The 13,808-nt window shown below is 69.1% G+C and carries 10 protein-coding genes; 3 read left to right on the top strand and 7 right to left on the bottom strand.

Annotated features, from left to right (window positions below):
- Positions 1–77: 77 nt before the first annotated feature.
- Genes IP92_RS26510 through IP92_RS26520 form a run of 3 tightly spaced genes read left to right on the top strand, consistent with a single transcriptional unit; the run spans position 78 to position 5,298 of the window.
- Positions 78–650, top strand: coding sequence for a DUF2760 domain-containing protein (locus IP92_RS26510; protein WP_145880996.1), 573 nt, complete (start codon positions 78–80; stop codon positions 648–650).
- A 14-nt stretch (positions 651–664) separates the two neighbouring features.
- Positions 665–2,506: an Hsp70 family protein gene (locus IP92_RS26515; protein ID WP_145880998.1), complete on the top strand. Its 1,842-nt coding sequence runs from the start codon at positions 665–667 to the stop codon at positions 2,504–2,506.
- Entirely contained in the window at positions 2,503–5,298 is a 2,796-nt protein-coding gene (locus IP92_RS26520; protein ID WP_145881000.1) for an Hsp70 family protein, read from the top strand. Before IP92_RS26515 ends, IP92_RS26520 begins: the two co-directional genes overlap by 4 nt.
- On the opposite strand, the gene IP92_RS26525 is transcribed toward IP92_RS26520, so the two are convergent.
- The 7 genes from IP92_RS26525 to tssC all read right to left on the bottom strand — a co-directional run bounded on the left by IP92_RS26525 (position 5,281) and on the right by tssC (position 13,807).
- A complete protein-coding gene (locus tag IP92_RS26525; RefSeq protein ID WP_145881002.1) occupies positions 5,281–5,901 on the bottom strand; it encodes a tRNA-uridine aminocarboxypropyltransferase in 621 nt (206 codons plus the stop codon). The genes IP92_RS26520 and IP92_RS26525 overlap by 18 nt on opposite strands.
- A gap of 43 nt (positions 5,902–5,944) precedes the next feature.
- A complete protein-coding gene (locus IP92_RS26530; protein WP_145881004.1) occupies positions 5,945–7,534 on the bottom strand; it encodes a methyl-accepting chemotaxis protein in 1,590 nt (529 codons plus the stop codon).
- Positions 7,535–7,614: 80 nt separating this feature from the next.
- Positions 7,615–8,655 carry a type VI secretion system protein TssA gene (gene tssA, locus IP92_RS26535; protein ID WP_145881006.1) on the bottom strand — a complete coding sequence of 347 codons (1,041 nt, stop codon included), beginning with the start codon at positions 8,653–8,655 and terminating at the stop codon, positions 7,615–7,617.
- A gap of 11 nt (positions 8,656–8,666) precedes the next feature.
- Positions 8,667–11,285 carry a type VI secretion system ATPase TssH gene (gene tssH / locus IP92_RS26540; protein ID WP_145881007.1) on the bottom strand — a complete coding sequence of 873 codons (2,619 nt, stop codon included), beginning with the start codon at positions 11,283–11,285 and terminating at the stop codon, positions 8,667–8,669.
- On the bottom strand, positions 11,282–11,746 hold the full coding sequence (gene tssE, locus IP92_RS26545; protein WP_145881009.1) for a type VI secretion system baseplate subunit TssE: 465 nt from the start codon (positions 11,744–11,746) through the stop codon (positions 11,282–11,284). The genes tssH and tssE overlap by 4 nt, the downstream gene beginning before the upstream one ends.
- A 56-nt stretch (positions 11,747–11,802) precedes the next feature.
- A complete protein-coding gene (locus tag IP92_RS26550; RefSeq protein WP_145881011.1) occupies positions 11,803–12,294 on the bottom strand; it encodes an Hcp family type VI secretion system effector in 492 nt (163 codons plus the stop codon).
- A gap of 31 nt (positions 12,295–12,325) precedes the next feature.
- Positions 12,326–13,807, bottom strand: coding sequence for a type VI secretion system contractile sheath large subunit (tssC, locus tag IP92_RS26555; RefSeq protein WP_145881013.1), 1,482 nt, complete (start codon positions 13,805–13,807; stop codon positions 12,326–12,328).
- Position 13,808 lies beyond the last annotated feature (1 nt).

The raw sequence follows: 13,808 nt of genomic DNA on the forward strand, positions 1-13,808 counted from the left end.
CGCCGCGCGTGCCTTGCCGGTTCGCCAACTGGTATGATTCGCGCTTCAGCGTCCCCCGCACCCATTCAAGAGCAAAAATGAGCACAACTACCCCGTCCTTCTGGGCCAGGATCCCCCTCGCCTTCAGCGCTTTCTTCAAGACGCTGGGCAACGCGGAATTCGCCGCGCGTTACCAACACGACCAGGTCGGTCCCGTGGCCGCACCAGCACCCGCGCCGGCACCGGCCCCCGCACCCGCACCAGTCCCCGCTGCCGCGCCCCTGCGCGAAGCGACGCCGGACGCCGCGCTGCAACTGCTGTCGCTGCTGCAGCGCGAGGCGCGCCTGATCGACTTCACGCAGGAGAACCTGGCCGGTTACGCCGATGCCGACATCGGCGCCGCCGCCCGCGTCGTGCACGAGGGCTGCAGCAAGGTGCTGCGCGAGCACTTCACGATCGAACCCGTACGCGGCGAAGCCGAAGGCAGCCGCCTGACCATGGACGAAGGCTTCGATGCCGCCAGCGTGCGCCTGACCGGCAATGTCGTCGGCAAGCCGCCGTTCAAGGGCACGCTGAGCCACCGCGGCTGGCGCGCCACCAATGTGCGCCTGCCGAAGCTGGCCGAAGCGCACGATGCGAAGATCCTCGCACCGGCCGAGGTGGAACTGTGAGCGACGGGGATAAAATGAGTCGCTACGCTATCGGCATCGACCTGGGCACGACGCACAGCGCGTTGTCCTATGTGGACCTGACGGCCAGCGACGGCGAGAAGACGCAGCAAGCCGTGTTGAACGTGCCGCAGCTGACGGCACCGGGCACGGTGGAAGAGCTGCCGCTGCTGCCATCGTTCCTGTACCTGCCGCACCCCGACGAACTGGCGCCGGGCGAACTGGCCCTGCCCTGGAGCACGTCCGGCGAACAGGCGATTGCCGGCGAGATGGCGCGCAGCCGCGGCGCCACGACCCCGATCCGCCTCGTGTCGAGCGCCAAGAGCTGGCTGTGCCACCCCGGCGTGGACCGCCGCGCCGCGATCCTGCCGAACGACGCGCCGGAAGAAGTCACGCGCGTCTCGCCGCTGGACGCTTCAACGCGCTACCTGAACCACCTGCGCCAGGCCTGGGATGCGGCGCATCCGGAAGCGCCGTTCGCGCAGCAGGCCGTGACGGTGACGATCCCCGCATCGTTCGACCCGGCCGCCCGCGAACTGACGGCCGAAGCGGCGCGTGCCGCCGGCTATGACGCCGTCACCCTGCTCGAAGAACCGCAGGCAGCGCTGTACAGCTGGATCCAGGGCAGCGAAGGCCGCTGGCGCAAGGAAGTCAAGCCGGGCGACATCATCCTCGTCGTCGACGTGGGCGGCGGCACCAGCGACTTCTCGCTGATCGCGATCCTGGAACGCGATGGCGTGCTGGAACCGCACCGCGTCGCCGTCGGCGACCACATCCTGCTGGGCGGCGACAATATGGACCTGGCGCTGGCCCACCTGGTCGCGCGCAAGCTGGCGCAGAACAGCACGCAGCTGGACGCATGGCAGCTGCGCGCGCTGACGTACGGCTGCCGCGCGGCAAAGGAAAACCTGCTGGCCGACGCCAGCGCGGAATCGTGGCCGATCGTCGTGCCGAGCCGCGGCTCGAAGCTGATCGGCGGCTCGATCCGCACGGAGCTGACGCGCGCCGAGGTGACGGCCTTCATCACGGACGGCTTCTTCCCGAAAGTGGAAGCTTCCGCACGCCCCGCCGTGCGCACCCGTGCCGGCCTGACGCAACTGGGCCTGCCGTATGCGCAGGACGCTGCGATCACGCGCCACCTGGCCGCCTTCCTGGGCCGCCAGAAGGATGCAACGGCCGAACTGCCGGGCTTTGCGGAACGCCACAACCCGGCCCACACGTTCCTGTACCCAAGTGCCGTGCTGTTCAACGGCGGCGTGTTCAAGTCCGCGTTGCTGGCGCAGCGCGTGATGGATACGCTCAACGACTGGCTGTACATGGAAGGCGCGCCAGCCGCACGCATGCTGGGCGGCGCGGACCTCGACCTCGCCGTCGCGCGCGGCGCCGCCTACTACAGCTACGTGCGGCGCGGTGCCGGCGTGCGCATTCGCGGCGGCACGGCGCGCTCGTACTACGTGGGCGTCGAATCATCGATGCCGGCGATCCCCGGCATGGAGCCGCCGATCCAGGCGCTGTGCGTGGCGCCGTTCGGCATGGAGGAAGGCAGCGAGCTGGAACTGCCGGGCCAGGAGTTCGGCCTCGTCGTCGGCGAACCGGTGCACTTCCGCTTCTTCGGCTCGTCCACGCGCCGGCAGGACCAGAGCGGCGACGTGCTGGACTTCTGGGGCCCGGACGAATTGATCGAGCTGAACGAGATCCAGGCCACGCTGTCGCCGGAAGGCCGGCAGGCGGGCGACGTGGTGCAGGTGCGCCTGCATGCGCGCGCCACCGAAGCGGGCACGCTCGAACTGCTGGCCGTGGCCAATGACGGCCAGCGCTGGAAGGTCGAGTTCGACGTGCGCGCCGTCGAGGGGCAATGACGCCTTACCTGGTCGGCATCGATCTCGGCACCACGAACACGGTGCTGGCCTATGCGGCGCCCGGCAGCACCGAAGTCCGCCTGTTCGACATCGAGCAGCTGACCGCGCCGGGCGAGGTGCATGGCGCACTGCTGCTGCCGTCCGCCCGCTACCATCCCGCACCGGGCGAGCTGGCGCCCGGCGAACTGCAACTGCCGTGGCCACGCGGCGATGAAGACGTCGTCATCGGGCGCCTCGCCCGCACGCTCGGCGCGCAAGTGCCCGGCCGCCTCGTCACCAGCGCCAAGAGCTGGCTGTCGCACCCGGGCGTCGACCGCACCGCGCCGATCCTGCCATGGGGCGCCGATGAAGGCGTGCCGAAGGTGTCGCCGGTGGCCGCCAGCGCCAGCTACCTGGCGCACCTGCGCGATGCGTGGAATGCCCGCTTCCCATCCCATCCGCTGGAACGGCAGCAGGTCGTGCTGACAATTCCCGCGTCGTTCGACGAAGGCGCGCGGGCGCTGACGCTGGAAGCCGCAAAGCTGGCCGGGCTGGGCACATTGCGCCTGCTGGAAGAACCGCAGGCCGCCCTGTACGACTGGCTGTACCGCCACCGCGCGAACCTTGCAGGCGAACTGGCTGACACGCGCCTCGTGCTTGTCGCGGACGTCGGCGGCGGCACCACCGATTTCTCGCTGGTGCAGGTGACGGTGGAGCATGGCGAGCCGGTGCTGGAGCGGATCGGCGTCGGCAACCACCTGATCCTCGGCGGCGACAATATGGACCTGGCGCTGGCCCACCTGGCCGAAACGCGCCTCGGCCCGCCGGACGGCCAGCAACGGCTGTCCGCCGGCCGGCTGGCCCAGTTGACGGAACGGTGCCGCGCCGCGAAGGAACAGCTGCTCGATCCGAATGGCCCGGAACAGGCCACAGTGACGTTGCTGGGCAGCGGCTCGAAACTGATCGGCGGCAGCCGCTCCGTCACGCTGACGCGCGCCGACGTCGCGCAGGTCGTCGTCGACGGCTTCTTCCCGCTGAACGCCGAACGGCTCGACGCCCGCCGCGCCCGCGCCGGCATCGTCGAATTCGGCCTGCCGTATGCCAGCGATCCGGCCGTCACGCGTCACCTCGCCGGCTTCCTGCGCCAGCATGCGCAAGCGGCGCGTGCCGCGCTGGGCACCGACGCCGAGCTGCCCGTGCCGGATACGCTGCTGCTGAACGGCGGTGTGTTCCGCGCCGGCGCGCTGGCGCAGCGGCTCACCGACACACTGGCCGGCTGGCGCAAGGAGGAGGTGCCTCGCTCGCCACGCGTGCTGCACAACGATAACCCTGACGTGGCGGTGGCCCGCGGCGCCGTCGCCTACGCGCTGTCGCGGCAAGGTCTCGCACCGTCGATTGCCGGCGGTTCGGCGCGCAGCTACTACCTGCTGCTCGATGGCGACAAGTCGCCCGGCGTGGCGCGCCGCGCCGTCTGCATCCTGCCGCGCGGCGCGCAGCCGGGCCGCGAAGTGACCTTGGCCGACCGCACGTTCGCGCTGCGGCTGGGCCGTCCGGTGCGCTTCCACCTCGTGTCGACGGTGGCCGACCTGCGCCATGGTGCCGGCGACCTGGCCGACCTGGATCCGGCCGACTTCGTCGCACTGCCGCCGATCGCCACGGTGCTGGAAAGCGACGTGCGCAAGGAGATCCCGGTGCGCCTGGCTACGGCGTTGTCCGAGGTCGGCACGCTGGAAGTGCATTGCGTGGACGAGGCCAGCGGCCGGCGCTGGCTGCTGGAATTCCAGCTGCGCGGCGAGGACGACACGGCGCAGCCGGACGAGGAACCGCCGCCGCCCCGCTTCCCCGACGCCGTCGAGAAGATCGACCGCATCTTCGGCACGCGGGCGCTGCAGGTCGACAGCCGCGAAGTGCGGCAATTGCGCGGCCAGCTCGAACACCTGCTGGGCAGCCGCGAACGCTGGAGCACGCCGCTGCTGCGCCGCCTGTTCGACGCGCTGATGCAGCGTGCGAAAGGCCGGCGCCGTTCGCCCGAGCACGAACGCGTGTGGCTCAACCTCGCCGGCTGGTGCCTGCGGCCCGGCTTCGGTGCCCCGCTGGACGACTGGCGCATCGGCCAGCTGTGGGCGCTGTTCGAAGCGGGTGCTCAATACTTCAAGGACAGCCAGGTACGCGCCGAGTGGTGGACGTTGTGGCGCCGCGTGGCAGGTGGCCTGGCCACCGATGCGCAACTGCGGCTGCTGGACGACTTCGCGTTCAACCTGCAGGCCGATGCCGCCGAGCGGGGCAAGCGGCCCGCCACCCTGGTCGACGGCAGCGAGGAAGACATGCTGCGCCTGGGCGCGTCGCTGGAACGCATCCCGTCGGCCTACAAGGCGGAGATCGGCAACTGGATGGTCGGGACGATCGTCAAGCTGCCCACGTCCGGCCCGAAATTCGACGCGAAGGCGGCGGCCAGCTTCACCCGCTACCTGTGGGCGCTGGGCCGCGTCGGCGCGCGCCAGCCGTTCCACGGCAGCGCGCACGAGGTGGCGCCCGTCGCCGCCGTCGAAGCATGGCTGGCGGCGATCCTGAAGCTGGACTGGAAGAAGATCGAACCGGCCGGCTTCGCCGCGGCGCACCTGGCGCGGATGACGGGCGACCGCTCGCGCGACATCGATCCAGTGCTGCGCGACGAGGTGCTGCGCCGCCTGGCCGCGGCCAATGCGCCGCCGACGTGGAGCGCGATGGTGCGCGACGTCGTCGAACTCGACCAGGCCAGCGAACAGCGCATGTTCGGCGACGCGCTGCCGCCCGGCCTAAAGCTGATCAGCTGATCGATCGGCTGAAGGCGCGCGGTGCAGCGCCTCGGTGGCCTGCACCTGCCCGACGAATCCATCGAACGCATCGATCAGCGGCGCATAGCGCGCCGCATCGTTCTCCAGCTGGGCCAGCGCATACGCCGTCGCTTCCAGCGTGGACAGCTGGCCCGGCTTGTGCGCCTTGCGGATCAGGTAGTGCGACGCCGGCACGTCGCGCAACGCGAGGCGCGGCAATGCGCGCAGCGCGGGATTCAGGTGCAGCATCTTGCGGCTTTTGCGCCACGTGGCATCGAGCACGACGAGCAGCACGTCCGCGCCCGGCGCCGGGTCGAACGTGGCTGCCGGCGCATCGGGGGTGTCGGGGTACAGCAGCACGGGCCGGCGCGGCCCGGCCAGCAGCGCGGCCAGCTGTTCTTCCGTGAAGGTTTCGCCGACGGCCAGCGTGCTGCCCGGCAGGCACAGATGCAACAGGCGCGCGCTGTTCTTCGCGTTCGCCACTTCCAGCGGGTGTTGCAGGATCAGCACACGGGTGGCGCCGGCGACCGGCTGGACCCAGCGGCAGATGCAGGCGCTGGCCGCGCGCAGGCAGGTGGCGCACGTGGCGCGTTTGACGTTCATGCCCGCATTGTAGCCGCCGCCCGGCAGCGCCGGGCAAGCGCCGTCAGGCGGCGCTCAGCGCGAGGCGATGATCCTCGCGGCGGCGGTGCGGCGGCTGCGTGTCGAGCCGGAAGACGGCCACCGCATCGGCCAGCCGCGCCGACTGTTCCTGCATCGCCTCGGCCGCCGCGGCAGCCTCCTCGACCAGCGCAGCGTTCTGTTGCGTGACCTGGTCCATCTGCGTGATCGCCACGTTCACCTGCTCGATGCCACTTTGCTGCTGGGCGCTGGCATCGGCGATCTGGCTCATGATCTGCGTGACGCGGTCGATCGCGCCGACGATGTCGCCCATCGTCGCGCCCGCGCGGTCGGCCAGCGCCGTACCGGCCTGCACCTTCTGCACCGAATCGCCGATCAGTTCCTTGATCTCCTTCGCCGCGGCGGCCGAGCGGCCCGCCAACGCGCGCACTTCGGAGGCGACGACGGCGAAGCCGCGGCCCTGCTCGCCGGCCCGCGCCGCTTCCACGGCCGCGTTCAGCGCCAGGATATTGGTCTGGAAGGCGATGCTGTCGATGACGGAGATGATGTCGACGATACGGCTGGACGACGCGTTGATTTCCTCCATCGTGCGCACGACATCGGCGACGACCGCACCGCCCTGCCCCGCGATGCTGGCCGCACCATCGGCCAGCTCGCGCGCGTGGCGGGCATTGTCCGCGTTCGAACGCACGGCCGACGTCAGTTCGTCCATCGTTGCCGCCGTGTGCTGCAGCGACGTGGCCTGCTGCTCGGTGCGCGACGACAGGTCCAGGTTGCCGGCCGCGATCTCGGACGACGCCGTGGTGATCGTCTCGGTGCCGTTGCGCACCTGGCCCACGATCGTCATCAGGCTGCCGTTCATCTTCTGCAATGCGCGCATCAGCTGGCCCGTTTCATCGCTGCTGCCGACGTCGATATCGCTCGTCAGGTCGCCCGATGATACGTTCTCGGCCACGCGCACGGCCTGGCGCAGCGGTTCGGTGATCGTGCGCGTGATGCGCCATGCCAGCAGCACGCCGATGACGATCGCGCTGACGCCCAGTGCGATCAGCAGGTTGCGGCCCGATTCGTAATTGCCATGGATTTCGATGGCCGTCGCGTCGAGGGCGTCCTGCTGCGTTTTCAGCAAGCTTGCCAGCGCGGCCAGGTAGGCCTCGCGAGTCGTGTTCAGGTCACCCGCGTAGATGCGCTGCGCGGCCGCCATGTCGCCGCCGGATTTCGCCGTCAGCATCGTCTTCCGCGTGCCCGTGTAGTTCTTGCGGGCCGCCATGACGGCCGCGTGGCCGCGGCGCGAGGCGTCATCCGAGAGCGTACTGCCCAGCAGGTCCTGGATCTCGGTGGCGCGCTTCGACGACGCGGCCATCGTGGCCTCGATCGCCTTCTGGTCGGCCGGATCGGTCGCGTGGAAGGCGGCGATCGTGCGCGCCGCATTCACTTCGATGATCTTGTTCCACTCGGCCATCAGGCGCTCGTTGTGCACCCGCTGGTCCACCAGTTCCTGCGTCAGCCGGCTGGCGCTCTGCATGCGCAGCACGCCGATCGCGGTCATCGCCGCCAACAACACGAGCACCACCGCGAAGCCAAGACCCAGCCGCGTTCCGATCCGCACGTTCATAATTGCTCCTAAGCATTACTCCCTTGGAGCCAGTCTGCCCACAATGCAGAGAGAATGCAAGCGGAACGCGGCGCTTTGTTTCAGCTCTCCGACACCGGCGCCACAGTGCCCAGCAGCTCGTCGAGCTGGGCCAGCTGACCGGGGTCCTTGACGACGGCGCGCAGCCATTGATGAAGTGGCATGCCGGCCCACTCGGCGGCCTTGTCGGCCAGATAAGCCACGGGGCTGTGCGGCTCGGTGCGGCGGAAGTACTCGGCCACCTTGCGCAGCTGCTCGATCGCCTGCTGGCGCGACGCGATGGTGCCGTCGCCCCGTGCGCTCGGCTGCGCGGTCGGAACGGCCGCCACATCGCCCGCATTGCCTGCGACGGCGGCCGGCGCGGCGGGCGCCAGCAGGCCGATGAAATCGATCGCGTGCTGCACCGCTTCGCGCGCGGCGCCGAAGCTGGGGCCGTCGACACCCAGCCGGTTGTCCACCGCCTGTTCCAGCGTCTGCAGCGCCTGCAGGCAGTAGCGCGCGTCGGCCAGCAACGTGGCGTTGAACCCTTCCGAGTTGCGGCGCCGGCGCGCGTCGAGTTCCTCGACCGTCGGGCCGTCGGCCGTGGGACGGTTGCCCCATTCGTCCACATCCGGCACGTTGGCGGCCCGCTGCCGGGCCGCGTCGAAATCGGCCAGCGACACGCTGCCGTCTTCCGTCAGCGGGATTTCCTTGACCAGCTGCGGCGACCGGGTCAGCAGCCAGAACAGGTTGCCGATGCGCTGCTCCTGGTCGCCATCTTCGGCGCACGGGTACAGGCCGTCCCAGAAGCGCTCGCACAGGCGCGCCAGCAGCGTGTAGCCGTCGCCCAGGCCGCGGAAGTGACGCGTCTTCGCGTGCGCCTCGGCGAGCCAGACGGCCAGGCGCAGGTCCTTGCTGCGCTGGCGGATCAGGCGTTCGCAATGCGTGGCCACGAACGGCCAGTCGGCCTGCTTGACCGTCTCGACCCATTCGCCCTGGTCCAGCGCGGGGTCGTCGTGGCGGCGGGCATTGGCGATGGTGTCCACTTCGGCGGAAAAGCCCAGGTCTTCGCCGCAGGCCTGGGTGACGCTGATCGGAACGAGCAGCTGGTCGATATCGAGCATGGTTCTCTCCTCTAGCGGATGGTGTAGCGGAACTGTCCTTGGCGCGTGGCGCCGGCCTTGATGCGGGCGATGGCGCCGCCTTCGGCCATGCGCGCCAGCACGGCATCGGCGATCTCCGGCAGCAGCGTGCCGTTCAGGATGTTGTCGACGTTGCGCGCGCCCGAATCGACCTCGGTGCAGCGCGCCAGCACCGCCTCGACGAGCGCGCCGTCCCACGTGAACTCGGCGTGGTGGTTGTCGCGCATGCGCGCGGCGATGCGCGCCAGCTTGGCCTCGATGATCCCGGAGAGCACGTCGTCGGCCAGCGGGTAGAACGGCACGGCCTGCATGCGGCCCAGGAACGCCGGCTTGAAGTGCTTCATCAGCTGCGGGCGGACCATTTCGTACAGCTGCGCGGGCGACGGCAGTTCGGCCGGCGTCTCGTTCAGGCACGCCTGCATGATCGTGGCCGACCCGGCGTTCGACGTGGCGATGACGATCGTGTTGCGAAAGTCCACTTCGCGCCCTTCCGCATCTTCCATCACCCCCTTGTCGAACACCTGGAAGAACAGCTCCGTCACGTCCGGGTGGGCCTTCTCGATCTCGTCGAGCAGCACGACGCTGTACGGATTGCGGCGCACCGCCTCCGTCAGCACCCCGCCCTCGCCATAGCCGACGTAGCCGGGCGGCGAGCCTTTCAGGCCCGACACGCTGTGCGCTTCCTGGTATTCGCTCATATTGATCGTCACGAGCTTGCGCTCGCCGCCATACAGCAGGTCCGCCAACGCCAGTGCCATCTCCGTCTTGCCGACGCCGGACGGGCCGACGAACAGGAACACGCCCTGCGGCTTGTTCGGATCGTCCAGGTTGGCGCGCGCCGTGCGCACGCGCTGCGCGACGGCGGCGATCGCGTGCGCCTGCCCCAGGATGCGGCTGCCCAGCAGCAGGTGCAGCTGGCGCACCGTATCGATTTCGTCCTTGATCATGCGGCCCAGCGGAATGCCGGTCCAGCCGGAGACGACGCCGGCCACCGTGGCGGCATCGACCTGCAGCGGCACCATCGGCGCGTCGCCCTGCAGCGCGCGCAGTTCCTCCTCGGCGGCGCGCGCCTCGGCCGCGTCGGCAAAGTTGGCCTGCGTGCCGCGCAGGCGGCGGATGCGCGCGCCCAGCGTCTTCTCGCGTTCCCAGCGCACCGCCAGTTCCGCATGGCGCGCCTGCAGGTTGCCGCGCTCGTCGCGCAGCGCCGGCAAGCGGTTGCCGCCGTGGTCCCCGATGCAGCCTTCCTGCACATCGCGCTCCAGCGCCGCGATCTCGGCCGCCAGCGCGGCCAGCCGGCGGTTGCAGCCTTCCAGCTGGGCCGGCACGGTGCTCTGGCCCAGCGCGACCTGCGCGCACGCGGTATCGAGCACGCCGATCGCCTTATCCGGCAGCTGCCGGCCGCTGATGTAGCGGTGCGACAGCCGCACGGCGTCGACGATCGCCTCATCCAGCACGCGGATGTTGAAGTGCTTTTCCATCAGCGGCGCCATCGCGCGCAGCATCGCGCAGGCGGTGGCTTCGTCCGGCTCGTCGACCTTGACGACCTGGAAGCGGCGCGCCAGCGCGGCATCCTTCTCGAAATACTTCTTGTACTCGCTCCACGTGGTGGCGGCGATCGTGCGCAGTTCGCCGCGCGCCAGCGCGGGCTTCAGCAGGTTCGCGGCATCGTTCTGGCCCGCCTGACCGCCGGCGCTGATCATCGTATGCGCCTCGTCGATGAACAGCACGATCGGGTGCGGGCTTTTCCGCACTTCCGCGATGACGTTCTTCAGCCGGCTCTCGAACTCGCCCTTGACGCTGGCGCCGGCCTGCAAGAGGCCCATGTCGAGCGTGTGGATCTGCACGCCCTGCAGCACTTCCGGCACGGTGCCCTCGGCGATGCGCAGCGCCAGGCCTTCCACGACGGCCGTCTTGCCCACCCCGGCCTCGCCCGTCAGGATCGGATTGTTCTGGCGCCGGCGCATCAGGATGTCGACGGCCTGGCGGATCTCCGCCTCGCGGCCGACGACCGGATCGATGCGGCCCTCGCGCGCCAGCTGCGTCAGGTTCGTCGTGAACTGGTCCAGCGCGGGTGTCTTCGCGCACAGCTGTTGCACGGAATCGCCCGGCGAGCTGTCCTCGCGCGTGGCCACCACCGGTTCCTCGGCCGAGCCTTGCGCGAGCCGGTCCAGGTTGTGCTTCAACTCGTCGACGGGGAAGCGCGCGAACAGCGGCGAGGCGCGGTGCGCGAGCTGCGCCAGTTCGGGCTCGGTCAGCAACGCCAGCAGCAGGTGCGCGCTGCGGATCGGCGCCGGCTGCGCGCCCAGCGACGCGACCAGCCACGCATGTTCGAGCAGCGGCGGCAGGTGGCGCGAGAACACGGGGACGCGGCTGCCGCCGGACTCGAACTTCGCCAGCTCGGCGCGCAGGTCCGCCTCCAACGCATCCGTGCCGACGCCGCTACGGCGCGCGATCGCCACCAGGTCGCTGCGCGGCTCCTCGAGCAACGCGAGGAACAGGTGTTCGAGATCGACTTCGTAATGGCCCATGCCCAGGCACAGGTTGGCGGCGCGCGTCGCGGCCTGCCGCGTAACGTCGTTCAGCTTGCCGATCAGCGTTTTCAGGTTGTTCATGCGCTTCCCCTCGCGTTGCGGCGGATCGAGTAATGCAGCGTCGACGGCTGCAGCACCGCGTCGAAATTGATGGGTTCCGTCACGCCCGGCGCGTGCAGCACACCGGTGATGACGAAGTTGATGCGGTTGACCGTGCCGGCCGCCAGCTCGACGTGCGCCTGCACGTTGCGCAGCCGCGGCTCATGGCGCTCGATGGCTGCGCGCAGGCTGGCGCAGATGCGTTCGCGGTCGCCGCTGCTGGACAGGCACATGCCGGCGATGTCGATCAGTCCATAGCTGAGGATCGACGCGGCGCATTCGGGCCACGCCGCCAGCATCTCCTCGGGCAGCGCCATGCGCGTGTTCAGCAGGTCTTCCAGGTCGCGTGCGACGGCGTCCTTCAGTTGTTCCAGCGTCATCCGGGGACCATAGCCGCGGTCCCCCAGCAGCCGGTCGAACAGGCTGGGCGTGTGGCCGTTCATGTCGCTCTCCAAAAAAAAGGCCGCGGGGATACCGCGGCCAAAGTCGCCGTCGCAAATCAGACGATGCGGTTCGCGGCCAGGTCCCAGCCGCCGGACGTGTTACCGCCCGCGCCGCCGGAGATCTTCTGCTGCGTGTAGCGCCAGCGCACCTTCGAGAACTTCAACGAGACCGATTCGGTCATGATGTCGCCCTCTTCGACGGACGGGGACACCTCGCCGATCAGCACGTTCTCGATCTCGATCTCGTAATACTTGACGCGCTCGCCCATCGCGTCGGCACGCATGAACTCGAACTTCGCCTTCGGGATCGTGCGGCCGGCCGAACAGGTTTGCAGCAGCAGTGGCGACGCCAGGTCGGCCAGCTTGGTCATGACGATGTCGTGGTGCTGGCAGCGTTCCGCCGTGTGGCCGCCGCCGGTCGACGAGGTGGCCGACTTCGGCTGCTCCACGCCCCAGTTGACCGACTTGCACTCGATCCAGTCCTTGTGCCGGTCGTCAGCCGACTCCCCTTTGATGCCGTCAATGTACAGATAGACGTCGATTGCCATTTACGCTCTCCTCTACTGGTGGTGGAATGAATCAGGGGGCCGTCTTCGGCAGTTCCGCCACGAGGCGGAGCGAGACGGTAAGCTCGTCGAGCTGGAAGTGCGGCCGCAGGAAGCTGACGGCGCGGTACACGCCCGGGCGGCCCGGCACCTCGTGCACCTGCACTGACGCTTCGCGCAGCGGGAATTGCGCCTTCTGTTCCTGGCTCGCGTTATCGTCGAGCAGCACGTACTTCATCAGCCAGCGGTTCAGGAAGTCCTCGACGTTCGCCGCGGAGGCGAAGCTGCCGATCTTGTCGCGCATCATGGCCTTCATGTAGTGCGCGATCCGGGAGACGGCAAAGATGTACTGCAGCTGCGACGACAGCACGGCATTCGCGTTGGCCGCTTCGCTGCTGTAGCGGCGCGCCTTCTGGGCCGACTGCGCGCCGAAGAACGCGGCGTACGCGGTGTTCTTGCAATGCACCAGCGAGATGAAGCCCTGGTCCGATAGTTCCTTCTCGCGCCGGTCGGTGATGGCGACCTCGGTCGGGCATTTCAGCGCGACCTCGCCTTCGTCCGTCTTGAACGTGTGCGTCGGCAGGTCGTCCACGAGACCGCCGCCCTCGACGCCGCGAATGGCCGCGCACCAGCCGAATTCCTCGAAAGCCTTGGTCAGCTTGGCGCCGAACGCGTAGGCGGCGTTACACCACAGGTATTTACCGTGGTCCGTGCCGTCGACCTCCTCGACGAAATTGAAACCGTCGACGGTGGTGCCGTCGACCGGGTTGAACGGCAGCCGCCCCAGGAAGCGCGGCAACGTCAGGCCCACGTAGCGCGCATCCTCCGATTCGCGGAACGCCTTCCACTTCGCATACTCCATCGTGTCGAAGACCTTGGCCAGGTCGCGCGGCTTGCCCAGGTCGCCGAAGCCTTCGAGGCCGAACAGCTCGGGCGACGCGGCCGTGACAAATGGTGCATGCGCGGCGGCGGCCACGTGCGACATTTGCTCGATCAGGTACATGTCTTCCGGCTGGCGCGAGATCTCGAAGTCGCCCAGCAGCGCGGCATACGGCGCGCCGCCGAAGGTGCCGAACTCCTCCTCGTACACCTTCTTGAACATGGCGCTCTGGTCGAACTCCAGCGCGCTCTGGAAGTCGCGCACCAGTTCGCGCTTGGTCGCGTTCAGCATGCGCACCTTCAGGCCCGGCCCGGTGGCCGTGTTGCGCACCAGGTAGTGCAGGCCCGTCCAGCTCTGCTCGAGCTTCTGGAACGCCGGCGCATGCATGATCGCGGACAGCTGCTCGGAGATCAGCCGGTCCAGCTCCGCCACGCGGCGGTCGATCGTTGCCGACAGGTTGTGCGACACGATCACCGTGCCTTTCAGCACCTGGTTCACCAGCTCGCCGATGATGTCCTTGGCGCGCGCATGCTCGGCGCTGGACTTGGCGACCTTGCTGCGTTCGACGATCTCGTCCAGCAGCGCCGCGCCATCCGTGACGACGGGCAGCGCCACTGCTTGCAGTTGAGCGGACATG

This window comes from Pseudoduganella flava (genome assembly GCF_007830495.1).
GTDB classification, from domain to species: Bacteria; Pseudomonadota; Gammaproteobacteria; order Burkholderiales; family Burkholderiaceae_D; genus Rugamonas; species Rugamonas flava.